General features: G+C 35.3%; 15 protein-coding genes, 1 tRNA gene and 3 pseudogenes. 9 read left to right on the forward strand and 10 right to left on the reverse strand.

Annotated elements, in window-relative coordinates:
* Nucleotides 1–498: 498 nt before the first annotated feature.
* Nucleotides 499–990, reverse strand: a complete 492-nt coding sequence (locus F6K27_RS20945; RefSeq protein ID WP_287242422.1) for a hypothetical protein — start codon at nt 988–990, stop codon at nt 499–501.
* Between the two features lie 205 nt (nt 991–1195).
* Here F6K27_RS20945 and F6K27_RS20950 point away from each other — a divergent pair, with 205 nt between their 5' ends.
* Nucleotides 1196–1735: a DNA cytosine methyltransferase gene (locus F6K27_RS20950; RefSeq protein WP_287277602.1), complete on the forward strand. Its 540-nt coding sequence runs from the start codon at nt 1196–1198 to the stop codon at nt 1733–1735.
* A gap of 150 nt (nt 1736–1885) precedes the next feature.
* On the opposite strand, the gene F6K27_RS20955 is transcribed toward F6K27_RS20950, so the two are convergent.
* The 4 genes from F6K27_RS20955 to F6K27_RS20970 all read right to left on the reverse strand — a co-directional run bounded on the left by F6K27_RS20955 (nt 1886) and on the right by F6K27_RS20970 (nt 11229).
* A complete protein-coding gene (locus F6K27_RS20955; RefSeq protein WP_287277604.1) occupies nt 1886–6442 on the reverse strand; it encodes a tetratricopeptide repeat protein in 4557 nt (1518 codons plus the stop codon).
* Between the two features lie 197 nt (nt 6443–6639).
* A complete protein-coding gene (locus F6K27_RS20960; RefSeq protein ID WP_287277605.1) occupies nt 6640–9519 on the reverse strand; it encodes a tetratricopeptide repeat protein in 2880 nt (959 codons plus the stop codon).
* A 146-nt stretch (nt 9520–9665) separates the two neighbouring features.
* Entirely contained in the window at nt 9666–10196 is a 531-nt protein-coding gene (locus F6K27_RS20965; protein ID WP_287277606.1) for a hypothetical protein, read from the reverse strand.
* A gap of 100 nt (nt 10197–10296) precedes the next feature.
* Nucleotides 10297–11229 carry a calcium-binding protein gene (locus tag F6K27_RS20970; RefSeq protein ID WP_287277608.1) on the reverse strand — a complete coding sequence of 311 codons (933 nt, stop codon included), beginning with the start codon at nt 11227–11229 and terminating at the stop codon, nt 10297–10299.
* Nucleotides 11230–13077: 1848 nt separating this feature from the next.
* Between F6K27_RS20970 and F6K27_RS20975 the strand changes: the two genes are divergently transcribed.
* A tRNA-Ser gene (locus F6K27_RS20975) sits at nt 13078–13167 on the forward strand.
* A gap of 67 nt (nt 13168–13234) precedes the next feature.
* Here F6K27_RS20975 and F6K27_RS20980 read toward each other — a convergent pair.
* Nucleotides 13235–14164: a serine hydrolase gene (locus F6K27_RS20980; RefSeq protein ID WP_124145821.1), complete on the reverse strand. Its 930-nt coding sequence runs from the start codon at nt 14162–14164 to the stop codon at nt 13235–13237.
* A gap of 203 nt (nt 14165–14367) precedes the next feature.
* Between F6K27_RS20980 and F6K27_RS20985 the strand changes: the two genes are divergently transcribed.
* The 4 genes from F6K27_RS20985 (at nt 14368) to F6K27_RS34395 (ending at nt 15800) form a co-directional block, all read left to right on the forward strand.
* Complete coding sequence (locus F6K27_RS20985) at nt 14368–15078, forward strand: C40 family peptidase (protein WP_124145822.1); 711 nt, start codon at nt 14368–14370, stop codon at nt 15076–15078.
* 114 nt (nt 15079–15192) lie between these two features.
* A complete protein-coding gene (locus F6K27_RS34385; RefSeq protein ID WP_161565033.1) occupies nt 15193–15348 on the forward strand; it encodes a hypothetical protein in 156 nt (51 codons plus the stop codon).
* Between the two features lie 19 nt (nt 15349–15367).
* On the forward strand, nt 15368–15580 hold the full coding sequence (locus tag F6K27_RS34390; RefSeq protein WP_124154631.1) for a transposase: 213 nt from the start codon (nt 15368–15370) through the stop codon (nt 15578–15580).
* Between the two features lie 79 nt (nt 15581–15659).
* Nucleotides 15660–15800, forward strand: a complete 141-nt coding sequence (locus F6K27_RS34395; RefSeq protein ID WP_161564357.1) for a hypothetical protein — start codon at nt 15660–15662, stop codon at nt 15798–15800.
* 816 nt (nt 15801–16616) lie between these two features.
* Here the strand turns inward: F6K27_RS34395 and F6K27_RS20995 are convergent.
* The 4 genes and pseudogenes from F6K27_RS20995 to F6K27_RS21010 form a co-directional block, all read right to left on the reverse strand.
* Nucleotides 16617–17186 (reverse strand): annotated as a pseudogene (locus tag F6K27_RS20995) (transposase family protein).
* Nucleotides 17114–17278 carry a transposase family protein gene (locus F6K27_RS21000; RefSeq protein ID WP_287277611.1) on the reverse strand — a complete coding sequence of 55 codons (165 nt, stop codon included), beginning with the start codon at nt 17276–17278 and terminating at the stop codon, nt 17114–17116. The pseudogene F6K27_RS20995 and the gene F6K27_RS21000 overlap by 73 nt, the downstream one beginning before the upstream one ends.
* Nucleotides 17279–17573: 295 nt before the next feature.
* Nucleotides 17574–17864, reverse strand: a pseudogene (locus F6K27_RS21005) (IS1 family transposase); the annotation flags it as partial.
* Between the two features lie 160 nt (nt 17865–18024).
* A pseudogene (locus F6K27_RS21010) lies at nt 18025–18351 on the reverse strand (IS1 family transposase); the annotation flags it as partial.
* A gap of 725 nt (nt 18352–19076) precedes the next feature.
* Here F6K27_RS21010 and F6K27_RS21015 point away from each other — a divergent pair.
* From F6K27_RS21015 to F6K27_RS21025, 3 genes are all read left to right on the forward strand, one after another.
* Nucleotides 19077–20522, forward strand: coding sequence for a glycosyltransferase family 39 protein (locus tag F6K27_RS21015; RefSeq protein ID WP_287277612.1), 1446 nt, complete (start codon nt 19077–19079; stop codon nt 20520–20522).
* 933 nt (nt 20523–21455) lie between these two features.
* Nucleotides 21456–22370, forward strand: a complete 915-nt coding sequence (locus F6K27_RS21020) for a lysylphosphatidylglycerol synthase domain-containing protein (protein ID WP_287277614.1) — start codon at nt 21456–21458, stop codon at nt 22368–22370.
* A 1636-nt stretch (nt 22371–24006) separates the two neighbouring features.
* Nucleotides 24007–25266 (forward strand): MFS transporter, encoded by a 1260-nt coding sequence (locus F6K27_RS21025; protein ID WP_287277616.1) that lies wholly within the window; start codon nt 24007–24009, stop codon nt 25264–25266.
* Nucleotides 25267–25268 lie beyond the last annotated feature (2 nt).

The raw sequence follows: 25268 nt of genomic DNA on the forward strand, positions 1-25268 counted from the left end.
GTAAACAATTTCAAGCTATAAACTGTAAATTATCAATACCATTACAGACATCCTTAAAACTTTAAGGTTTAGCGATCGCCTAATTTATGAAAAATACAGCTCATACAGTTACTTTTATATTACATTGCAAATATCTATGTAACATGTAAAGATGCCAGCGCTCATTGCTATAACGAGGGAGGAGTCAGGAGTTAGGAGTCAGGAGAAAGAAAGGATAAAAGTGCGAATTATCTGGGGAAATTCCGGCATTTTATGTCTGCATTGAATGGAAGTAGAAAGTGCGATCAATGTATAACCGGATTTTAGATCAGGAGTCAGGAGGGAAGAAAAAGGGAGAGGAGAAGAAAGTTTTTGATCACGCTATTATCCGGACATGATCTAATTGGTAATTAGACAAATTTAATATCACATATGATGGGTAGATTTTTTTTAGGTAAATTCTGGAAAAATCAGAAAATTATATTCACTCAACCTACCCCTAAAATAGCTAGACTTAATTTATCTATCAATTCTTGTCATTCTCACTGGAATACAACCAGAATAATCAGAACAATTCCTCATTTGCCAATTACCACGACGACCTGACTCAACATAAAAAGTATCAGGTTGATAAGCACGGTTGATCGCATTACTACCAGGATAAGTAGGTCTACTACCCTGAAGAGTATAACCATTAGCATCTGGAACCATATTCATTTGTTGTTCGGCATAAACTTTTCTACCATTTGGCCCAGTGACGTTGACAATCATTGTTCCGAAATTTCCATCCATTCTTAAACGTCCCCTGTGTAACCATCCATTTACTCTCCATTGCAAATTCCACACTCCATTCATCCCTTCGTTGATTACATCTGGACTTACACTTTTTTGCCGTATTGGTTCTGCAAAAGCAACTTTCGTGGGAATTATAGTTGCAAATGACAAAGAAGTAGCAGTTAAAGCAACTAAACTAAGGCTAATAATTTTATTTAGGTTTGTTTTAATAGTCATAGGAAAAATTCTCCTGAAATTCAGTGACTTATTTCTTTTTTATACTTCTAAGGTTAGATAGTAAATTCCGGAAAAACCACAGGCAACTCATTCAGAATTTGGAGAGGTTTTAGGTACAGAAAAAGCAATTACTATTTGGCAAGCAATATCCGATCTACCTCAAGTAGGAATTGGGGAAAAAGTAGGGATTTTTGATTATGATAAATTGCCTGAATTTGCATATCAAGTTTGGGCAAGAGTTGGGAGTAAAAATGTAGAAAACCACACAACTCAAAATCATAGTCAAAGAGTTTTAGAAAAAATTAGCTCTGTTCCTATGGGAGAAGGAATGAAAGTATTTATAGATAAGTATGAAGAGAATAAAGTAACTTATTGTGGAGGATATAGAAGGGCAAAAAAGCATATACCTTCTTATACTGTTTATTGGACAAGAGGAATGACTTCTATTCATCCTGAAGAAAATAGATTTTTATCTCCTAGAGAATGCGCTCGTATTCAATCTTTTCCTGATTACTTTATTTTTAAGGGTACAACAATTGAAAACTATACACAAATTTGTAATGCTGTACCACCACTTCTAGCAAAAGCATTTGGTTGCTACATCATTAAAGTTTTAACAGGTGCAGAAATTAATCCTATTCCTTGGCAGTTCTCTAGTAGGGATAATCATCAAAACTACAGAGGGAAAGTTGATAGCAAAAGTGAGGATAATAATTTTCCAATTCAGTTAAAATTACCGTTTTAAATTAGACATCTCCACCAAATCAGGGAATAGGGAGAATTAATTGATAATTTATGGATGAAGAATTTTTCTTAAAAGAGGGAATAGGAAATACTCATTGATTTGAGACAAATATCTTGATTATTTTTCCTTCTTCCCTCTTCCTTCTTCCTTTTAAATCAAACTAGGACATTTCAAATTCACCATTCCCAGTCGCACATGAGAACCATCTTGGAGAATAACTTCTAAGGAGATTTTCATCTCTGGCGCAAATTCAAGTACTTCTAATTCTCCCCAAAAACCACAATATTTAGCCTCTGGAATTTCTGGATGAATTTCTCCTACGTCTGGACGATGTAAATTAGCAGGAATTTCTTTGATTATTTTGCCCGCTACAATTAATTCTACTGTAACTGGAGGAGATGTTTTTCCTACTACCCATCCTCCAATACAAATGGAACTAATATCTTTTTCTACTCCTGGTTTTGGTACATCTATAGAACATTCTACTATTTCTGGATCTTTTTCATATAAAGAAACACTAACTTCGACATTTGTTTTAATCCTTAGACTGAAGTCTTCTTGTTGTCGAGTTAGATGAGGGTTATAACAAGGGTCTTTATCTATTAAATGTTTCCATCTTTGCTTCATCTTTTGAATTTCTTGTTGGAAACGTAATTGTTTTTCTCCTGTATTTTCTACTCCCCGACTTTTCGATTCATGGTGATACAAAACAGCGTGAGGTACATAAATATTTCGATAACCTTTATCTATCATTTTCAAACATAAATCTACGTCGTTAAATGCTACAGCTAATTCTTCATCAAACCCACCCATTTCTTCAAATACTTCTCGCCGACACATTAAACAAGCGGCAGTTACGGCAGAATAATTATTCACACAAATAATTTGACCATTGTATCCACTATCAGTAGGAGAAAAACCTCGATGACTATGGTCTGCTACGCTCCGCATTCCTAATACTACTCCGGCGTGTTGAATTGTATTGTCTGGGTATAATAATAAAGCACCGACTGCTCCTATTTTTTTTCTTTGTGCTTGTTCGACCATTGCTTCTAACCAGTCAGGAGTTTTTACTTCTGTGTCATTATTTAAGAATAGTAAATAATCACCTTCTGCTTTTTCTGTGGCGAAATTATTGAGCTTTGAAAAATTAAAAGGAATATCATGTTTATAACATTTGAAACGTTGTGGTTCTTGATTTTTCCACGCTTCGATAATAGCTTTTGTTTCTGGTTCGTTGCTGCCATTATCAATCAAGATTACTTCGTAATTTGGGTAAGTTGTTTTGCTAAAGATTGACTCTAGGCATCTATCTAAAATGTCTCCTAAGTTTCTGGTGGGAATGATAATACTGACTAGCTTTTTCTCTGGAATTTGATAACGAATTTGATAGAAACCAGTATGTTGAGGCAGATTATAAATTGTTCCTTTTTCTCCTCTTCTTTCTAATGCTTCTGTTAATGCTTTTTTGGCTGTTTCTACTGAAATTATCTGATTTATTGCTACTCCATTTTCGGAAATTCTGCTGTGATAAAGTATTTTGGGAATGTGGAATATTTTTTGACTTTTTTCGCTTAACCGCAGAATTAAATCATATTCATAATTATTTTCATATCCCCCTCGAAAACCATTTAAGTTTTCTAGTAATTCTCGGCGATATATACACAAATTACCAGTGTACATTCGAGATAAAAATGAGTCTGGACACCAATCTGGTTTAAAGTATGGTTGAGTTAACTTCCCTTCTTTTGTTAATTTATCTTCGTCTGAATAAACCATATCTGCTTCTGGATGTTTATTCAGAAATAGCGCCATTTCATAGAGGGCGTCTGGGGTTAAAATATCATCAGAATTTAACAGGGTAACAAAATCTCCTGTTGTTAATGCTAAGGCGGTATTTAAGTTTGTGGCAGTCTCTCCACTTTCTTCTTTAAAGACTAATTTTACTCTGTTATCTGTTTCTAGATTTTGTGGAAGTTTATCGGCAATATAACAGATTTCCCAGTTTGGATAAACTTGATTTATAAGTGATTCAATTGTTTCTTGGAACTCTGGAGATGCTGTTTTTTCTGGCAAGATAATACTAATTAATGGTTGATATCGAAAAGTGTCTAAATTTTCCGACATCTTCTTTAGTTTTTCTGAGTTGGGTAAGTTTGCTTTGAGCCATAATTGATAGATATCTTCTTTTTCAACTACAGGAGAATTTGAGGGAAAAATAACACTTGCTTGTTCATTATTTACTATTTCCTTTTCCCTTTTCAAAAGAGCGACATTTTCCTGTTGCTTGTTCCCTGTTCCCTGTTCCCTTAAAACCTTTTTTTTAGGTAATATCTTTTCTAACTGAGCTTGAATCTCCGCATCATCTGGATTAATTTGTAAACCTAACTGATAAAAGGCGATCGCTCCATGAGTTTTCCCTTTTTTTACTAATGTATTGCCTAGTTGTAAATAAAGTTTGTGGTCTTCTGGTTTTATTTCTAATGCTTTATGATAAAGCTGTTCATTTTCCGGGTTATTTTCTATGGCTTTTTCGTACCATTTAATGGCTTCATCTAAATCTAATTGAGCCCGTTTTTTCAGGGCATCTCCTAATTTTTGATAAGCTTCTGGTAGGTCTGCTTTTAATTCTATGGCGCGACGATATGGGTCTATTGCTTCTTGCCAATTTCCGGCTGACCACAAAGCTTTTCCTAAGTTAATATAAGACCAAGTAAAGTCAGGATTTAATTCTATTGCTTTACGATAAGGTTCAACAGCTTCTGACCATTTTTCTAGTTTTAATAGACAGTCTCCTAAGTTATTATGAGACCAAGAAAAGTCAGGATTTAATTCTATTGCTCGACGATAAGGTTCAACAGCTTCTGACCATTTTTCTAAGTTTTTGAAAGCTTCTCCTAAGCTATTGTGATACCAAGAATTATCTGATTTTATTTCACTTGCTTTTTGATAGACTTTGACAGCTTCTTCCCATTTTTCCTGTTGTGAGAAAATTTCCCCTAGTTTGCCATAGGGAATATCAAATTCTGGATAATTTTCTGTTGCTTGACTGTAAGCTTTGATTGCCTCTTCTATTTTTCCTTCTCCTTGGAAATATTCTCCATATCTATAATAAATTTCTCCAATTTTTTCCTTGATTTCTATTTTGTTTGGTTCTAGCTGTTTGGCTTTTTGATAATTTTGTAAAGCTGACTCTAGCTGTCCTTGATTGAATAAAGCATCTGCTAATTTTTCGTAAGGTTCTACATTATTTGGATTGGCAGATATGACTCTTTGATAACAAGCAACTGCTTCTTCCCACCGCTCATTTTGAATTAAAATTTCTCCTAATTTATAACTAGCTTCTACTAACTGTGGCTTTAACTGAATTGCTCCTTGATAACAAGCGATCGCCTGTTCTAATTGACCATTTTCATTCAGAGTATTTCCAGTAAATAAAAATTCTTCTGCTGTGGCTTTTCCTGGTTCTAGTCTTAATACCTGAAATAAACATTCTGCTGCTGCTGCTGACTGATTAAGTTGAGTATAAATTTTGGCTAAATTACGATATGCTCCAGCAAATTCAGGTTTAATTGCAATGGCTCTTCGATAATATTGTATGGCTTTTTCCCACTGTTGTTGTTGAGCAAATATAGTTCCTAAATTTGCATGAACTTCTACAAAATCTGGCTTAATTTCTAATGCTTTTTTGTACCAATCTAATGCTGCTGGTAATTTACCCATCGCTTGTAGAGAATTGCCTATTATTTTATAAGCTTTGGGTTCTGGTTTAATTGAAATAATTTTCTGACTTATAGTAATAGCCTGTTGCCATTTTTTCTGATTTACATAAGTCTCTGCCACCATCATATAAGTTTCTAAATCTTCAGTATTAATGGCAGTTGTTGGTTGAGGTGGAATATTATTTATCTGTTCTGCTGCAGTCAGGGTATCATTAGCATTTTCTTGATGATTATTTAAACTACCAACTAAAGTATCTTGTGGATCTAATTCTTGACTAGAAACTAAATTATATTTATTAGCTCTAATATCTGTTGAAGTCTCTACTTTTGTATTGGTATTAGTTGGTCTAAGTTCGATAGCTCTGCGAAAACAAACTGTCGCTTCATCTAGGTTGCCTTGCTCCTTTAAAGCAGCTCCTAAATTTTGATAAGCTTCTGCTGAATTAGCATTTAATTTAATAGCAATTCGGTAACAAGATATTGCCTCATTTAAACTACCCTGTTGCTGTAGATTTTTACCTAAATTAAGAATTTCTTCTAGGGTAGCTTTTTCAGGTTCTAAAGAAAGTGCTTTGTATTGACAATATGTAGCAGATTTTTCGTTACCCAAAAATAACCATACTTTAGTCATATTGCGATAAACTCCGGCAAAATCTGGCTTCAAATTTACAGCTTTTTGATAATAGGATATTGCCTCTTGCCATTTTTGCTGCATGGCATATAAACTGCCGAGATTAGCATATACTTCCGGCCAATCTGATTTAATTTCTAACGCTTTTTTATAGTAATTTTCTGCTGCTTCTAATTTTCCTTTTACTTGCCAAACATTACCTAAAGTTTTGTATGGTGGAGCATAATTTTCTTCTATCTTTATAGCTAATTCACAGGAAGCGATCGCCTCATCAAATTTTTTTTCGGCTACATAAGCTTCTGCTTTTTGGTGGAATTTTTCTGCTGCGCTTTTTGGAGGATTTGTTGATGTCATTGTCTCTCTTTTATTTGCTATGATTAATTTATGTAACCATTTTCTGCGGAATGCTGCGCAAACAGCAGTCAGCTATCAGCTGTCAGCTTTATTACCTTTTTGTCAAGTTTTATATTAATAAAAATGTTGGTAATGGATAGCTTTCAAAAGGGGATAGGGGGAATGCCTTCTTCCTTCTTCCTTCTTCCTTCTTCCTTTTAAATAATACCTACAGCTTTAAGCATTAAATTGAGTGACCCTAAATTTACCAAAATATCTTCTACAAGAGAACTTTCATACATCAAATTTCTAATAGGATAACAACTAAATGCTTCACCTACTAAAAAGTAATGTTCGAGTCCTAATAATTGGCTAATATGCCAGTAGTAGTATCTTAGATAGTTGGGCGAAAAAAGCTCAATAATTTTAGTCTCTCGATTACAGAATACTATATTTGTAAGACCACTTCCATGAGGAGCAACTATAATTTTTGCATGAGCAAAGATGGCAATTTGACTTTCTAGGGACATAGACTCTGGAGTAATACAGGTAAAACCAAACTTGCTTAATACCTCTACTACCTCTGGTTCATTCATTACTCGACGATACCTAGCATTACTCCTACTTATATATATTCTTTCTGGTAACCCTGACTTCTCAATAATTCTTTCTTTGAGAAATACTTCCCTCAAAAATTTTACTCCCCACGGTTGTAACCATCCTAAATAACCAGAAAATGAAGGGATAACTAATTCTTCTGCCTGAATGTAGGGATGGCGATCGCTTGCCAGAATTTTATCTTCGGGAATGCCAAGAATTTTTAAGGTCTCCTGCTGAAAAGGTTGTTGATAGTTATTAACCAAAAACCAATCTATCTCTTCTAAATTTATACCCCGACGTAATATTTCTATTCTGGGCAACAGGTCTACTATCCAGTGAAAATACACATTTCCCGACAGTACTGATAATACTGCCACTTTACCATGAATTTTCTCTAGAGATGGAAGTTCTTCTAAACCAAATATTCGATGTTTACTTGGGTCGTGGTTGGTACATCCTGGTAATGGGGATGGATACTCCCTAGAAATATCTGCCAATAAATAGTTATCTGGAGTCATAATGGCGATCGCGTAGCATAATTTCCAGTAATTTTTCTTGGGCATAACCCAAGCTCTTCCCTCTGGTACTATTGTTACGAAATTGGGAGTCTGGGAAATTTTCAGAAAGTGAGGAAAATTCGACAAACTATTTTTTGAGTCTTTTGTCAAGGAGGGTATATCCCCTTTTTTTGCTTGCTTGAGGAAAGAGCTTTTTTTCCCTAAACTCTGACTCAAAAAATCCGTATCTTGGCTAAACCCACTTCTACCATTGAGACTATAAACTGCTGGGGCGAGGTATTTGACTTCAAAATACTGATAAATTTCCCATAAACATTTACTACAATTTAACCCATGACATTCTAAATTTTTCTGCTTATTTTTAGAGCTTAATTCCTGACTTGAAGGTTTGATAATTTCTTCTATCTCTTCTGTTGTGGATTTTTCTAATTTTACTTCTATATATCTTGGCCGATAATTATTACTTTCTAATCGTTCTATCCAATCTTTTGTAGATAAATATAATCCTTCTAATTGTTGATAAGGCTGAAGATTATTGTTGAATCTATGCGAATCTAATATTATTGTTTTTTTAGATAAAATTTTACTGTAACAATCTATCGCTTGCTCCCATCGTTGTTGCTTTTCCAGAATTTTTCCTAAATCAAAATAAATGTTTATCGTCTCAGCAACTCTATTTTCACTTAATAATATTTGGATAGCTATCTGATAACTGATAATTGCTGGATTTAACCGTTTTTGTTTAACTAAACAATTCCCTAATAAACAATAAATTTCTGATGAATTTTGCTGAAGTTGTAAAGCTTTTTGATACATTATCTCTGCACTAGCATAAGACTCATTTTCCATTAATACATTGCCAAAATGAAGATAATACTTGAGCAAATATTCATAAATTTTCTGATACTGCTGATGAAAACTTTCTGAATAACTATCTAATTTTTGCAGCTCCTTAACAAAATTCAAACCAGCTACCTTTGTCAAATACAATTCATCAGATACTATCTCCTCCGCATTCTCCAACTTCGCCTCCCATAACCGACAAAAACCATCCACAAATTGATGATTAATAATCGCCTTTTGTAAATAAAGAAAAGCAGCCTTAAACCTCCCTATACCCATCAAAGAAAAAGCACAATCACTATAAGCTAATACATTATCTTCTTCTGACTTTAGTTGAATAACTGCTTGAAAACATTTTACTGCCCACTCATGCTCCCCAATAACTTGTAATACTTTACCCAAATTATAATGCGCCTTAATAAAAGTAGGATTTAACTCTATAGCACGACCATAAGCAGCGATAGCTTGTGCGGGATTTTCTCTTGATAAAGCATGACCAATATTATTATATAAATCTGCTGAATTTGGTTTTAAACCTAACCCCTGCCGATAAACTTCAACAGCTTCTTCCGTTCTATTCAAATCCGCTAAAACACCACCTAAATTATTATAAGCTTCTACAGAATTAGGCTTGAGTGCGATAATTTTTCGATAAATATCAACTGCTGCTTGATAATTTCTTTGCAACTCAAAAACAATACCCAAACTAAAATAAGCCTTAATATAATCAGGCTTCAGAATAATAGCTATTTCATAACATTCTATAGCAGCTTCTAAATAACCAAATTGATGCTTAATATTACCCAAATTATAATAAACTTCCGGCCATTTTAGCCCTAAATTAATCCCTTGTTGATATTGACTTGCTGCTTCAATCAACCATTTTTTCTGACTATATAATTGACCAAGATAAGCATGAACTTCTGCAAACTCTGGCTTAATTTCCAAAGCCTTTGTATAAGCATACATAGCTGCCTGAAAATTACCTTGAACTTGATAAATTTTCCCTAATATTCTGTAGGCATCCTCAGAATTTGATTGTAATTCTAAAACTTCTTGACAGGTTGCTATAGCTTGACCTAATTTACCTTCGCTCAAGTAGAGTTTTGCTAATCTGAGATATTCTTCTATTCCCATCCTTAGCCTAATAGTTAATCATCTCAAATAGTTGCTGGAGATATGCACTATAATCTTTGATTTAGTGCCGGGAGGAAAACAACCAGCAAATAAATGACTTTCCTCCGTTTACTTAGAACAAATTTAGCTGTTCTCCATTAGTACCGCTAAACTTCTTCCTGGATTTTTTTTTCTTTCGGTTCTACCTCTGATATGCTTAACTCAGAAGTATCAAACATATTTAACTGAACTGGACTAGGTGAAATATCAATTATTTTATTGAAAAGGTTAGTAGTTTTCTGTTTGATTAATTCGCCAAATCTATAAGTGTGCCCATCTGATTTGTGCAAGTGTTGACAATATTTATAACCAATTCCTTGTACAGTTTCAGTCTTAGTTTTAATATTGAAACTGTCAGTTTTTCTGACTGCAACTCTACTAGAATAAGTACCAATCTTGTTGCTTTTAGTCACAACTGCTTTGACAAGATCGCCAGTTTGAAAACCATAGAATGATTTCTGTCTGAACTTAGGTGCAGTTCTAGGAAAAAAATATTTATCTAACTTAACCATTTGGCGAGAACCTCTACCCATTGCTTTAATTATTAATGGTTGATAGTTCTGAATATTTAAACTATCTGGGGTGGAAAGACCAACACAAGCTGCATCAGTCCAATGAGGATAACTTAAAAAAATCACTAAAAACTTATCCCCCCTAACCTAATTTTAGAGGGGAGTCAGAATTCTCATTCTAGGGTTATACCGATATGTTAAACCGCATCTATAATGTTAACCATACTTAGAAGATTTCAAAGTCAGTGTTTTGTAATGGGTTATTCGCATCATATACAGTCTCATCAACCTTGGCAAATTGATTTTCATCACCCACTGATCCTGTTGGGTTATAGTAGACTAAACCATTAGTAGGGTCATATACAATTGCTGCAGAACTTGCTCCATCAACTATAGGGTTGAAATTCTCAATCACTGCAAACTGATCTGCTGGCAACGGACCTCCAGCTGAAACACTTAGAGCATTAAAACTTGCATCTTCAGGAATAGCTGGACCAGCACCGAGAACTATCTTATCTCCTTCACCTCTATTAAAGTCTGTTAGAGTGTCAACTCCATAACTACCATTTGAATTGTACCAGAAGAAGAAAGTATCAGCTCCAGTGCCACCGGTTAAAATATCGTTATCCCTAGCTCCTGATATGAAGTCATCCCCAGCACCACCATCAAGAGTATCGTTACCTTTACCTCCATCGATAATATCATTGCCCTCATTACCCTCTAGGAAATCATTGCCCTGATTACCTCTGATATCATCATCTCCCGATCCACCTCGTGCTACATCGTCTCCGCGATCGCTAAAGATAATGTCTTCTCCTTCACCACCTTCTAAGGTATCATTATCTCTACCACCTCTCAGGCAATCATCTCCATCCCCTCCTTGTATAGAGTCATTTCCTCGGTTTCCTTGGATTGAGTCATTGCCAGTACCACCAACGCCAGTATCTTCACCTTCTCCTAATGCCACTACATCATTGCCACCGCCAGATGCTACTATATCATCACCAGCTAAAGCTGAAATTTGGTCTGCACCAGATGTCCCAACCCCGCGGTCGGGAAATGGTGTATATACTCGGACACGGCCCCCATCGGCGATGCCAGTACTTACATCGGTTACTGGATCTGTTTCGGTACCTGGTGGAATTACTACTTGAGTCACTTGCTTACCTCGTTTTTTAGTATTTACTATTACTGATTTATGTTTGATTAGCTCAAAGAGCTAATTTTAGATTCTGTATAGATAACCGTTTTTGTCAACCTATATTTTCATTTCTAGGGACAATTTAGCCCTTGTGAATTAAGACATCACAAGCATAACCATTGTTCCCCATGACTACACCACTACCTAATGTGATAATTCATGTTTTATGAACTAGGCCAGGTTTTTTTCTGCTGCAACAGATACATTTTTTAGAAAGTTATAATTATGTACTGTTTGGTATATTTTTGCATCTTTAAGACTATATATGATTTTGTCTAAATATTACAGATATTTTTTGGCTCAATCTATATGAACCTCCAGGATTTTAACATAGTATGAGCTATTGTCAATTCCCCAATTTGCCGATTAATTTGAAATTCTATAAATAAATTCTGTAGTTACAAGTTAACTTTTGCTTTGAATAACTTCTACAGATTCAGTTTGTTTATATCATATATATTAAGATCTAAGATTAGCTTTACACAGAAAAAGGTTGAAAGTTCCTAGTCTTTAGGTAGGGTATGAAAATGACGGTGCGATATTTATCCGGCCGAAGTGATAGAATTAAAGTGTGAGTAAGAAGTTCATCTGCATCTGGAACTGTCCTAGTATAGATAAATCCCGGCATTTAAGAAACAACGGTTGATACATTCAACGGCAGTATGACTATATCACTGCAAGCAATGGCAGGACAGGGAGTGTAAGATTTTGGTATAGTTATAGAAACTCCTGAAAGCTGCTAACAAAAAGTAAGCACAATCTATATGAGTTAATGTCAATACAAGTGAGTTTCTAGGGGCATTTTGACTAGTCCCACCCGGATAAATCTCTGGGTGATAGTTAAGAAAAAGCGAGCAATGTTTATTGATCCCATTGCGTAGCATCCGCTGAGAATTCTTGTCTGTTTAGAGCAGGGAGAAGTCGAAAATTGGACTTGGTATTATTTGCCAATTTATTTAAAGCTACTTGATAGTATTTGTGTTTTTGTACTATTAATATGATTGAATTATGAACTGATTAGGAACAAAATCTAATTATATTCGCCTTAAGCTTTTTTGAACTTAATAAATTCTCAAAGTACCGGTATCTAATTTCTAATTCAGTACCGGGATTAAAACAAAATGAGTCGGAAGCATCCAGACTAATAATTATTGTGCTATGATAATTTGTGTGAAATATGTACTGCGCTCATATTAATGGTGAAAGTCAGCTATCTTTAACTAAGCTTCTACTAAATTATGGGAAACAAAAGCGTTTAAAACTCATTCCAGAGTTAGTAACCATATAACTCTAGGGAGCCGAAAAGTTTATATCTATGAATTTGTTTACTGAGGGAGGATTGTGGCAACAAACTCTAAGCTAGAAGTAAAAGATATCAAGATTAAGTAACTAGGAATAGTTGTTCGAGAGTTCAGGTAATCCTGTATTTTTACCTACTCTTTACTTTGGGAAATATAACTTCTATAATAGTCCTGCCATAACCAACAAATATCTGTTATCTCAACGTTGCTTGAAGGCCCGCGCTCTCCTGACAAGGGAGTGTCTTATGGAAAAATAAATCAATGTTGCGGTTTTCTCAATAGTGTGCTATGGTAAATAAAATAAGGCTGGTTACCTAGTATTGTCTAGGGGATATGTCGAATTAGGGACTTACTGTTGATTGACCGTAAGACCGGAAAAAGCCTCGACCTTGGAGGCAGATAAGTTAAAATCAGAAAGCCCTAATCAGCCATGGTTAGGAATGCTGTGCTGTCGCCTAAGGGCAAAGTTGGCAGAATGTCAAAAAAGTAGATAATTATTATTATTGGAGAGGTGGCTGAGTGGTCGAAAGCGGCTCACTGCTAATGAGTTGTACGGGAGAACCCCGTACCGAGGGTTCGAATCCCTCCTTCTCCGTTATAAATATAGTTAAATTAAATAAATTAAAGACATAAAACATAAGAGAAAAAATATTTTTGTTCTTTTATTGTAATTTTTTCATTGCCTCTACAAACCTTTGGGAAATATAAGGCATTATCTTTTCATTTTGACTAAGGTTCTTGCCTTCTGTAAATACAACTAAAAGATATGGCTTAATATTTGGTAACTCAATATAAGCAAAATTATGACGCACTTGGTTGTCCGAGCTTCCTTTGCACCATACTTTAGTATCCTGAGGTAGACTATCGTCCAAAAATCCTATAGATTGTTCCTTACTTCTATCTCTTAATTTATCTTGGCTAGGATTTTTCTTTAACAAGTTCATCATTTTTTGTGAGGCGACAGGAGATACTGCAACCCCACCCACAATACTATGTAGCAAACGAGCTGTGCTATGAGTAGTAACTATATTTCGATTTTCCATCAATAGTCCTTGAAACATCCTTTCTCGACCATAAGGACCATCACACCATGTTTTTTGATTAATATTAATGAATTTTAACTCAGGCCACTTCAGAGATTGAAAATAACGATTGACAAAGTTACGTTGATATTTCCAGGTTTGAAAAGGTCCTGATGATATTTCAGGTCCACTGGTAGTTCCAGTTAAAACATCTACAACTAGACCAGTAGCATCGTTGCTAGAATAAACGATCATATCTCGAATTGCTCTTTCTAACTCTTTTGAGGTTTTGACCATTCCTTTCTCTAACCACTCATAGATAGCTATAAGATAGAATAAATGGACTATTCCAGCAGCATACATTCGTTCATCACCGTGATCGCTCCAACCACGCACTTGCTGTTGCCAAAACTCTGTAGAATTCTTAATATTTCCTGCCATTGGTAAATCGTAGACTAACCAAGTTATCGCAATTTGCTCATAAGTTAATTCCGAAAACTCTATCTTGATTGCCTCTATAATGTCTTTACCCAGAATATTTAACTGTTCATCTCGATCAAAAAAAGTCATATAGAAAAATTAGGTAAAATTTAGAAAAGAGAAAAATACTTATTTAATAATATATGGATTGAGTGAAAAATTCTCTGTTAATTATTCCATAGTTATTGAAAATTAAAGCTATCTTTAAATAATAGTGATTCTGATAACTAAGGTTGTAATTTATATCCATAAAATATTATAATAACTTCAGTAAATTATCCAAGCGAAATTTAGTGTTCGACCAGCAATTATCTAATGTTGTTGAGTATCAGTGCCAAGCTAATATCAATATCTATGATTCTTCTGAGTGCAATATTTTGGTAACTCAAGCAGCAATTGGGCGAAATTTACAAGTTATCCAGTTACAGGAAAAATTCGACAGTGCAATTTTGGTCAAGTTACAAGAAGATGACTATCAAGGGTGGTTAAGATATACAGACATTGATAAAATTCAGCCAACACAAACTCCTTTTCAGCCTCACATTTTTGGCGAGACTGAAATTAGAGAGAAATTACCAGAGGTGATTGCTTTTACCTATAAAGCGATGAACACTTCTAATTATTATCTTTGGGGAGGTACAGTAGGACCTAACTATGATTGTTCTGGCCTTATTCAAGCTGCTTTTGTTTCTGTTGGTATTTGGTTACCTAGAGATGCTTATCAACAGGAAGCTTTTTGTCAGAAGATTTCCTTAGACAAATATCAATTAAATAATCAACTCATAGTCGGAGACTTAGTGTTTTTTGGCACTGGTGAAAAGGCAGATCATGTAGGATTATACCTGGGAGAAGGACGTTATATTCATAGTTCTGGAAAAAGTCAGGGTCGTAATGGCATTGGCATTGATGTATTGTCTGAAGTGGGTGATGAAGTTAGTCAAAGATACTATCAACTATTTCGGAGTGCAGCAAGAGTAGTTAGGAGTTATGGAAATACTAAGTAGGTTAACGTTAAAAATGGTCGTTATCAGAAGGCAACAGGCAAAATGAAAAGGGTTTTAGGCAATTTGACTTTTCGTTAATACTTCGATTGTTGGCGTTGGTAAAGGGATTTCGCCTTGGATTTGGCGGGATTATTAGGAGAAAGTCAACGCCAAAATATTGCTCAAATTACCGACAATATTATCGGCTCTTTATATAAAAATATACATCATTTTATTGCCTATGCCAAATGGGCTGAAAATTCGATAAATGTTAGGGAAGCTTTGCATTAGCAAAGGTCGTTGAGAAATTATGAATCAACATGATCAAACCCGAATTAGAAATGGATGTGCTCTGATTATTGATGATTCTGGCCATCAAAAAAGTGGTAATTTTACTGGTGGAGTCGGCCGACAATATCTTGGAGAAATTAGTACTGCAGACAATGGAGTAGTAATAGTTACAACTCACCTATATGATGGAGTGGGCAGTCTACCTTTGGATTTGGAGTTATACCAAAAGTGATCATCAAATTCCAGATGCAAAACAAGATCAAGAATTTGTGAAAAAACCCGATTGAGCAATCAAGTTAGTCAAAAAAACTTTGTCCAGAAAATATCGACCAGGTATAGTTTTAGTGAATGGAGGTGATGGAAATAATTCGTCTTTTCTACAGGAGTTAGAACAACTGGAACTTAAATATATGATAGTCCTGCATAGTAATGGTAGAATACATATTTTTTAATTTCTCCCACACTCCTGATCTCCCCATCCCCCCATCCCCCCAAACTCCCGGTGCTTCCTTTACCATGACTATGCACCACCACCAAATATATAAGGGGGTTAGCGAAAAATCGTCAGGTAAGTGTTATCCATCAAAAAACTGGCAAAAAACAATCACAAAAAAGGTGAGATGAAATAGGCATATCTTTACCTGAAAATAATTTTGCTGGAAGGATCGATCACAACAAGATATACCCAAAACAGTTTGGGTAGCTACCATAGAAGTAGAAACCAAAGCTTTAACTGGTCCTAGAACTATTGCGATCGTCATCAATCATAGTTCTATATCTCAAGGGACTGAAATTGATGATTTAATCACAAATAAACAATATAAAACTGTGACCGGAGAATGGATGGATACTTATAACCTTTTGTGAGAGAAACTATATTGAAAAGTTTGATCGGGAAGCTCAGGGATGGTTGGGTTGAAAAGAAGATCAACTCACAGCTCAAACCAGTATGATGCGTCATTTGATCTGAGTGTTTGTTGCCTATACTTTCATTGTTTACCAACAATTAATGGCAGGCTTGAGAAAGGGTGATTCTCGCCAAGCTTTGACAAATTTTACAGAGACATTAGAAGTATTTGTGAGTGGTGTTTCCTACAAATTTTTTTGCTGGTGACAACAGAATCAAGAAATTTTTGCTCAACATCAAGCTGACTTGGGGGTAATCTGGGGGTAGACTCAGGTATAACTCCCTCTAATTATAGAATAGAGCTAAATCTATTTTACTTTTTTACAAAAGTCCAGCTATCTCAAGCGATGTTGGTTTAATACTACAAAATCAATCTACCTATTCGTAATCTAACAAGACCACAAATAGTCATAATTATTTGCGTATATTTCTCAGAATTTAGCCGAAATCTTTCTTGAGCTACCCGAAATATTTTTAGTAATCTAATTACATTTTCTACAAAAATTATTTCACTAGCAAGCTCTTTTTTTTGAAACTTTTCTTGACTGCTTAATTCTTGATTTTTTGGCTGTTTTTTAGGTGTTTTTATTGCTGGTTCTCCAACCTAAGCTTGATCACCAGTAAATTGTTGTTTTGGAGAGAATTTTTGTTGTGTTTCACGAAAAAAATTTATGTCACTCTTTTTTCCTGGTTTTCCAGCTTCGACATCAACAATATCTTGACCATTAGGCAACACAATTACCTGACTTTTTCTCCTATGATTTTTTTTGTTTCCAGAATAATATTCTTTTTGTTTTTCATATTTTTTTGGTCTTTCTATGGCCTGTTCATAACTATTTATGATTAACTCGTACTCTGTTAAAATTTCGGAGACAATTTCTTGTTCACTTGAGTTTTTTTTACTTGTTCTAGCAGGCTCGGTGGTAATAATTCTCCAATTATTGGGCACCAGTAATTAAAGATATCATTGGCAGTAGTTTCACTTACTCCGAATTGAATTCCTAGTAGTTGAAATGTTGTCAAATATCTGAAATAAGTTAAGGTTAAAATAATTTGTTCTATAGATAATTTAGGTTGCCTACCGCCTCCACAAGCAATTATTCTAACTTTTTTAGCGGTAGCTATCTCTGGCTTATTATTATGGAGTTTTTCTGGTTATTTTAATAACTTTTCGAGTTGTTCATACTTGATGGCTAATAAACGTTCTGATTCTTGTGAATGATTGTGAATGTACTCAACCATACTGGTGATAATTAGCCACTAAAAATTAAATTTTTTATTACTATATCACAATTTATTTATTTTTCACCAGATGTCTAATGCACTTTGAGTAACACAAGGTTTTGCGATGCAAGCCAGCCAAATAGTGGCGTAACCGAGTGTTTTCCCCTTCTACACGGGTCATATAAGTCTTACTTACAATTTGGTCTCCCTCCGCGATCAAGCCTGGATAGACCGGATTACCATCACTCACCCAAAAGTAACACTGCCAACAGGCGATCGCCTGCCATAGTGGTTGAAAAGTATCAGCACTGTGGTTTCCCACTACCCAACCTAGGATGCCTGGACGGAAATGGTCTACCACAGTCTACAACCACACCTTGTTTTTTTGGTAGTCCTGCATGGTAATGGTGAGGATATATATTTTTTAATTTTTCCCACACTCCCCATCCCCCCATCTCCCCAAATTCCCCTCCACCGGAGGGGTTAGGGGTGGGTCCCCATCTCCCCACACTTCTTTTTCCATTACTATGCACCACCACCGTTTTTTTTTTACCAACAAAGGTTTCGAGTTGATCAAGTTCTCCCACTTGGGGTAGTTCATCTGGGTCATAGGCATCAGGTAAGCGTTCCCCCGTGTGTTTAATCCAATTGATCATGGTTGGATGTGTAATCCCTGTCACCCTGGCAATTCCCCTAATACCCATACCGTTGACATACATTATTAGACACAGTCGCTTAATATCATCGCTGTATCTTCGTGGTTGAGCTTGCTCAATGAACTGACGGCTACAAGCGACATAAATATGGTTCTGCTTGCCCCGCCGATGGCCATTTTTGCGGATGTGTTTGTCGCCACACTCAGGACATTGCATGGATCTCGATCCATTCAGTTAGTGACGTTAACTATGATCAACCAACGAGGCATTTTTGGGAAATGGATTCATCCCGCCATCTACCAACGCCTTCAAACAATTAAGGTGGGCAAATGTGAGTTGATTGATGATCTGTATCTATAGTTAAAAATTTGCTCATTTTACTACTATGAAACTGCAATACTAATATGATAATATAAGATAAAAAAAATATTGTTCCACCTTAAACCTTATGTGTGCTGGATGATTCTCTAGAGGAATAGTATTTTTTATGGCTGGAATCCTGAGATATAATTGGCAGCAAGTTAGAGAAAGGGGTAATTTATTTGATGATCGCTTTTGTTGTTACAATTATGGCTAATGTCTAGTCAGGAGGACTCTGGAGAAACTATATTATGTCCCCTGATATAGTTATGTGTAAAATCAAGGACGAATATCTACAGGAAATTTAAGTTTTTCAAGCTTTTAAGCCTTCTTCCCTCTTGCTTTTTCCTTAACTTCACGCTGACAATACCGATACTACCGGACATGATATTTTTATAAAAAATCCTACACATTCGGACATGATATAATCAGATAGATAATAATTTTTGAAGCTTTCAATATAGCTAATTTATTATCTGAGAATATCAATAGTCTCTATCAGTTAAGGGGCACTTGTACAAAAATAACATACTTTTTAATAAATTGTATGACCTAAAATTTGAACCCAGGAAATATAGTTTATGCTCAATGCTTTTCAAAGGTTTATTTACCCTATTAAACAAAAAGGAATATTTCCTATTTTATTGATTCTTCTCTTAGGGTGTTTTTTGTACTTTTACAGAGTAAATTTCCGAGGTCTATGGATAGATGAATTTATCAGTGTTTTAGATGGGCGCAAGGTGTCTTTTAATAAAGGCAGACTACTCTACTATGCTCTTTTAAATCCATGGATGAAGATTTCTGATAATGAGGTATGGTTGAGAGTTCCAGCTATTATTTTTGCACTTTTATCTGTATATATAATTTATAGATTAGGTAATGACTTTTTTAGCAAAAAAGTTGGTATTCTTGCAGCATTTTTACTAACTATTTCTCCATTATTTATTAATCATGCTCAAGAAATTAGATACTATACAATGAGTGTTTGCCTAGGGCTTTGTGGCTGTCTTGGTCTTGGACATTCTCTGAAGTACCCAGATCAAAAACTTCCACGATTCATATGGGTTGTTGGTAGAATTTTATCCTTTTACACTACACCTTTAAATGCAGCTTTTTTGCTACCAGATATTCTGATTTTATGGCTTAAGTTTAAGTTTAAAATTTCTAGATTAATCAGTTATCTCGTTCTATATTTAACAATCATTATTGCTAGTATTCCTGTAGCTATTTCTGTGAAAAGTGATTCAGGATCGCACCGAGTGATGTTACCAACTCCTGGTATGAGAGAAATCTTCCGAGAGTTAAGAATAATGACTGTGTTTGCTCATCCACCACCGCTACCTTATATACCATTATTGATTCAAGTTGTAACCTTAATTATTGCTACAGTTATTCTTGTAGCAATAATTCAAAAACCTCGTACTCAAGAAGTTATATGGGTAGCTTTATGGGGAATTATACCTGCTGCATCTATTTTTGTTTTTTCTAATATATTTTACTCGATATGGAACAGTCGTTACCTAATAATCTCTCAGCCATACTTTATACTACTTGTGGCAATTGGTTTTTTTAAGGTTTTCGATTGGCAAAAAATAATTGGATTAGTGCTGGCCGTAATATATATGTTGACCGTTAGTTTAGGTTTAGTAACTTATTATACAAGTTCAAAGCGATACATGGGAGCATCAGACCACTACAGACCAGTAGCACAATTGATTGAAAGTCAAGATAGAGATGGTGACATGATCATTTACTCTACAGATCATGGCACTTCTTTTAGTCTAACTTACTATTATCGAGGTTCTGCACCTATATATTTCTATGAGAGGGAAAAAACAGATAAATCAAATTTTCCTGCCCATTTAAAAAATTGGGTTGAAAGTTTACCTCCTACAGACTCGCGTATCTGGTTTATCTATTACGGAGGAGATATGAACATTTTTAAGTCTGTATTTGCAGATCAATTTACAATTGAATCACAGGAAATTATTGGTAATGCAAATATATTATTACTGATTCCTAAGTAGGATAAAAAATGACTACTAGGATATTAATATCTGGGCAACAAACAAATAAACTTCCCAAGAATTAAGCGATGAGATCGTCTTTATAAAGCAAAGACTAAGAATACTAGAGCACTTAATCTTAAGTCTGTTCGGTGGGTTATTGTGGGCATTTAAGAGTTTGCTAAGTAAGAATAATTTATTGCTGCCTTTCTCCTAGGTCATTCTAATGCAAATATGTTGAGTTAAAACCCTGCTTACACAAAAATTTAATATTCTTTTAACAAAAAGTCTTTGAGTACTTAGCTATAAGCTTTGAGAAAAGGCTTTGAATTTTAGCTCAATTTATCAATTTTTTGGAGGAATTAAAAGCAATATCTTTCGACTTATAGCTGACTGCTGAATACTTAGCTTATACCAATTTGAAAAAAGAATGTTACGAATAATAAGTTTGATTAAAAGGTAAGTACAGGAAATTTCCCTTTGACAAAGTGGTGGAAACCTGCGCTGCGACGACGCTAGTCGCAAGCGGTCAAGCAATGGCGTTTTGCTCCGAACATTTAAAGCATTAGCGTTTGTGCAGCATTCCCATAGGAAAGCTCCTCCTCCGGAGGAAAGAGGCAGCGGGTCTGTCACTCTTCGGGTCTCCTCGCTGGGCGACCATCGAACAACAGAGGGGCCAGACCCCGCGTCGGCATCAGAAGCAAGGGAATGCTGACCAAGAGAGGGAACCTCCACCAAGAGAAAAAGAGAATTTATGACCTAAAAATTGGTATTGAAGCCATTCATTCTGTATGTCGCCAATCCGACGGCTCCCCTAACTAACTCGATACTTCTGACTCCATAGAAATAAATACCCTAGCTATTTGTAGCAAACATTTATCAATTTGGTATTAGACAGTTTAGAGAGGAAAGACAAAGAGTTAGCAATTATTCAACAAATCAGTATTATTTTTTATGAAAAAAGTTTTATCAAGGTTGAAACCCTATCTGGGATGGATTATTTTAGGAGTGACTTTATTTTTTCTAACTAAAACTCTCAAAGACCAATGGCAACAAGTACTAGAAATTAGAATTAGTGATTCTGGGTGGGTAAGTTTAGGAACTGCTTTTATCGTCACAATAATAGCTCATTTATGGTCTGGATGGGTATGGTTTTGGATTATTAAAGAATTCAATCAATCAGTTAATCTAAGATGGACTATTAGAGTATATCTCCTCACAAATGTTGCCAAGTATTTACCAGGAAATATATGGCATTTTTATGGTCGGATTTCTTCAATAAAACAGGCGGGAGTACCCGTTGAAATTGCACTTTTCACTGTGTTGATAGAACCGCTTTTAATGGCTGCTGCAGCTTTAGCTATTGCTTTATTTGCTTCCACTCAAGAAAGTTTGTTTTTACAATTTTTGTGTTTTTTTATAGTCATTTTTATTCTTCATCCACGAATTTTAAACCCGGTAATTAAATATTTAGCTAAACTAAAATTAAAAGTTAAAAAATCTGATTCATATCTACATACTGAATTAAAATTAGTACGCTATCCAATTAAGCCTTTTTTCGGAGAAATTTGTTTCATTTTGCTTCGAGGTTCTGGATTTTTGTTGACTATGTTGGCGTTCAATTCTATTGAATTTAATCAAGTTTTATTAATAATTAGTGTCTTTAGTTTAGCATGGCTATTAGGTTTAGTTGTGCCAGGGGCGCCTGGAGGTGTTGGGGTATTTGAAGCAACTGCTTTGGCTTTACTGGAGCAAAAATTTTCCCCTGGTATTGTGTTAAGTGCTGTTGCATTTTATCGCTTGATTAGTGTTTTAGCTGAAACTTTTGCTGCTGCTTTAGCTTGGTTGGATCAAAAAAATCAACAGTAAAAGGAGGAAGCAAGAAGCAAGAAACAAGAAGGAAAAATAAAGGTTGATTATTAATATTTCCTGATTTTAGATACTCTATAAGTCAACAGTAGTAATGAAAATTGCTATACAATTAATTTTGCTGATACCAATTAAATGTCAAGTTGCATAGAATAAACTTAAATATTTCTCTGCTTTTAAAAGTTCTAGTTATAGCACTATGCAAAAACCCTCTTGACATTATTGAAAAGCAGCCATCTTCAAAATCTCATACTATTTAAAAATCCTTAATTCTCTGTTTCATCTACTTCTTGATAATTGCCGTTGCTCATCTTCTCAAAATTAGTCGTGAAACGCCTGAAATTTATAGCTAAAAAGCGACAGCTCTCAATAGCGGTGCGACCCCGCCTCAGCGGTAGACGCAAGCGGTCGATCTTCGGAGCTTCCCTTAGGGTGAGATGGCGTTAGCGAAGCGGCTCTATCAAGAGCGGGTCTCCTCACCATATCGGTACTTTGGCAAAAAATATGTTAAGAACAGGATCAAACCCTTATATAGTCTAGGTTTGACATTTAATCAACCTTTTTCCTGATATATCTAGGTTTGAGCCATTTTTAGCCAGAGCAACGTATTTCCCTTACCGAAAAATTGTGGTTTAAAGCCTCCTCTTTTCAGGGGATAATAAGCGGTCGAGGGATGGCGTTAGCGGAGCGGGTCTGCAAGAACGGGTCTCCTCGCTGTCCTCCAATCGACCAAGAGAAGAAAAATTTTCATGATTAGTCAATCCTCTTCTTTTCAAGGAGAGGTAATAATTAATAATTAATTATTAATTGTTAAACCCTACTAGCTTTGAAGGCATTTTCACTGTGAAAAATATCAAAGTACCGATATCCAATCGACCAAGAGAGGGAATGCGCACTCCTGTGAGAGAACAGAGAATGAATAAAAATTATAGATTAGTCTTGAACTGCACCTCACGCTTCCTGAAATTTGCTGTAAGTCTACCGACTTATCTTCAAAAACTTTCTATAGGTATTTACATACATAACAAAGAAAAAGAATGGGTTGGTTATACCATTTCTCCATCAAGTTGCACTTAATATAAAGATGAGAATAGTCAGTGTAATAAAGTCTGAGCAACAATTATTAAGCGCATTGTTACAAAGAAATGGTATTACGACTTATGCTGATAATAAACCTTAGACAGGGAAATATTTTTCCTACTGTTGCCTGTTGCCTGTTCCCTCCTATAGATATCTGAACAGTTTTAATTATATATTTCAACTTTTAATTTAAAAAATCAAAATTTTGTCATCAATCCCTGATAAAAAAAATAAAAAAATTCCTGAATAAATTCACCAAGTTTCAATACTTTCAGGGCTTATTCTCAATTTTGTGATATTATCAAAAATAGTATAATTTGACGTAAGCTATGACTTCATAACAAAATCAAGCTCCAAATGCCTATAATTTCGTTGTTTTTGTAGCGATCGCCCTTAATTTTTACTAGCACAGCAAACTAATTTTATCCACTCTCCTTAACCAGTAATTGACAAAAATATAACCACAGTGGTACTTAAGAAAGTTTAGACAGGCAAATCTTAACAATGTGTTACAAAATATAGGAATACAAGTTATTTAGGTCAGGGTCAATTAACTGTGAAAGTATTCCGAACACTTGAGCCTCAAAACCAGCACAGTCTAATGATGTTGTTCGTTGGAGGCTTATTATTTTGGTCAAGTATAACCACCTTACTACCCACTTTACCTCTTTACATAAGTTTTATTGGAGGTACAAAACAACAAATTGGCCTGGTAATGGGTTGCTTTGCTGTGGGACTATTATTATCACGATTTGTTCTAGGACCATTAGCTGATACCAGAAGTCGGAAGTTAGTCCTGATCGTTGGCACAAGTGTAGCGGCGATCGCCCCACTCGGTTACTTACTACTAAAGTCTTTTCCTTTATTAATGGGAGTTCGTGCTTTTCACGGTATTAGTATTGCTGGAGTTACTATTGGTTATAGTGCTTTGGTCGCTGACTTGTCTCCTCCCGGTCGTAGGGGAGAATTAATTGGTTATATGAGTTTAGCAGCTCCTATAGGTATGGGAATTGGCCCAGCGATAGGAGGTTTTTTAGCAGAGGCGAGTGGTTATGTAGCTTTATTTATCGTTTGTTCTACTCTGGGAGTTATGAGTTTATTATGTGGTTCTTTTGTCAGGGAACAAAACACTACAGTAGGAAAAAATCAAACCGATCTAAATCCTGTTTTAAATGAGTTACAGCAACAAAAATTCTGGCAAATATTAGGGAGTCGTAGAGTTTTAGTTCCTAGTTTTGTGATGTTAATGGTGGGTTTAGTATTTGGCACAACAGTTACTTTTCTACCACTTTTTATTCAAGAAAGTGGAATTGCTCTTAATGCAGGACTTTTTTATACAGTCAGAGCGATCGCTAGTTTTATCATCCGCTGTTTTACTGGACGAGCTTCAGATAGATTTGGTCGCGGCATTTTTATCAGTGGAGGTCTCGCCTGTAGTTTGTTGAGTATGTTAACGTTATGGACAGCAAATAGCAGCAACACCATTTTACTCGCAGCTATTCTCGGAGGGACTTCTGCTGGCTTGGTTCTTCCTATGATGATTACTTTAATCACAGACCGATGTCTTCCTAGTCAAAGAGGTAAATTTTTCTCTCTTTGTATTGGTGGGTTTGATTTAGGTTTGGCTTTAGCTGGTCCTTGTTTTGGTTTGGTGGCAGAACAACTTAGCTTTAGTTATAGAAGTATGTTTGCTCTGGATGCTTGTCTTGTTTGTTTAGCACTAGCTACATTTATCACCATGTCAAACAAAGACTTGCCCCATTCCATCAGATTTGCTTCTGGTCAGGGACAAGATACTTATGCTATTAATAATTGATA

It is taken from the genome of Okeania sp. SIO2F5 (genome assembly GCF_010692685.1).
GTDB classification, from domain to species: Bacteria; Cyanobacteriota; Cyanobacteriia; order Cyanobacteriales; family Microcoleaceae; genus Okeania; species Okeania hirsuta.

Bases quoted from the DNA above. Each gene is read 5' to 3' on its own strand.
- F6K27_RS20945 (WP_287242422.1), bottom strand. From the start codon at position 990: ATGACTATTAAAACAAACCTAAATAAAATTATTAGCCTTAGTTTAGTT.
- F6K27_RS20955 (WP_287277604.1), bottom strand. From the start codon at position 6,442: ATGACATCAACAAATCCTCCAAAAAGCGCAGCAGAAAAATTCCACCAA.
- F6K27_RS20960 (WP_287277605.1), bottom strand. From the start codon at position 9,519: ATGGGAATAGAAGAATATCTCAGATTAGCAAAACTCTACTTGAGCGAA.
- F6K27_RS20980 (WP_124145821.1), bottom strand. From the start codon at position 14,164: ATGACTTTTTTTGATCGAGATGAACAGTTAAATATTCTGGGTAAAGAC.
- F6K27_RS34390 (WP_124154631.1), top strand. From the start codon at position 15,368: ATGAATCAACATGATCAAACCCGAATTAGAAATGGATGTGCTCTGATT.
- F6K27_RS21015 (WP_287277612.1), top strand. From the start codon at position 19,077: ATGCTCAATGCTTTTCAAAGGTTTATTTACCCTATTAAACAAAAAGGA.
- F6K27_RS21020 (WP_287277614.1), top strand. From the start codon at position 21,456: ATGAAAAAAGTTTTATCAAGGTTGAAACCCTATCTGGGATGGATTATT.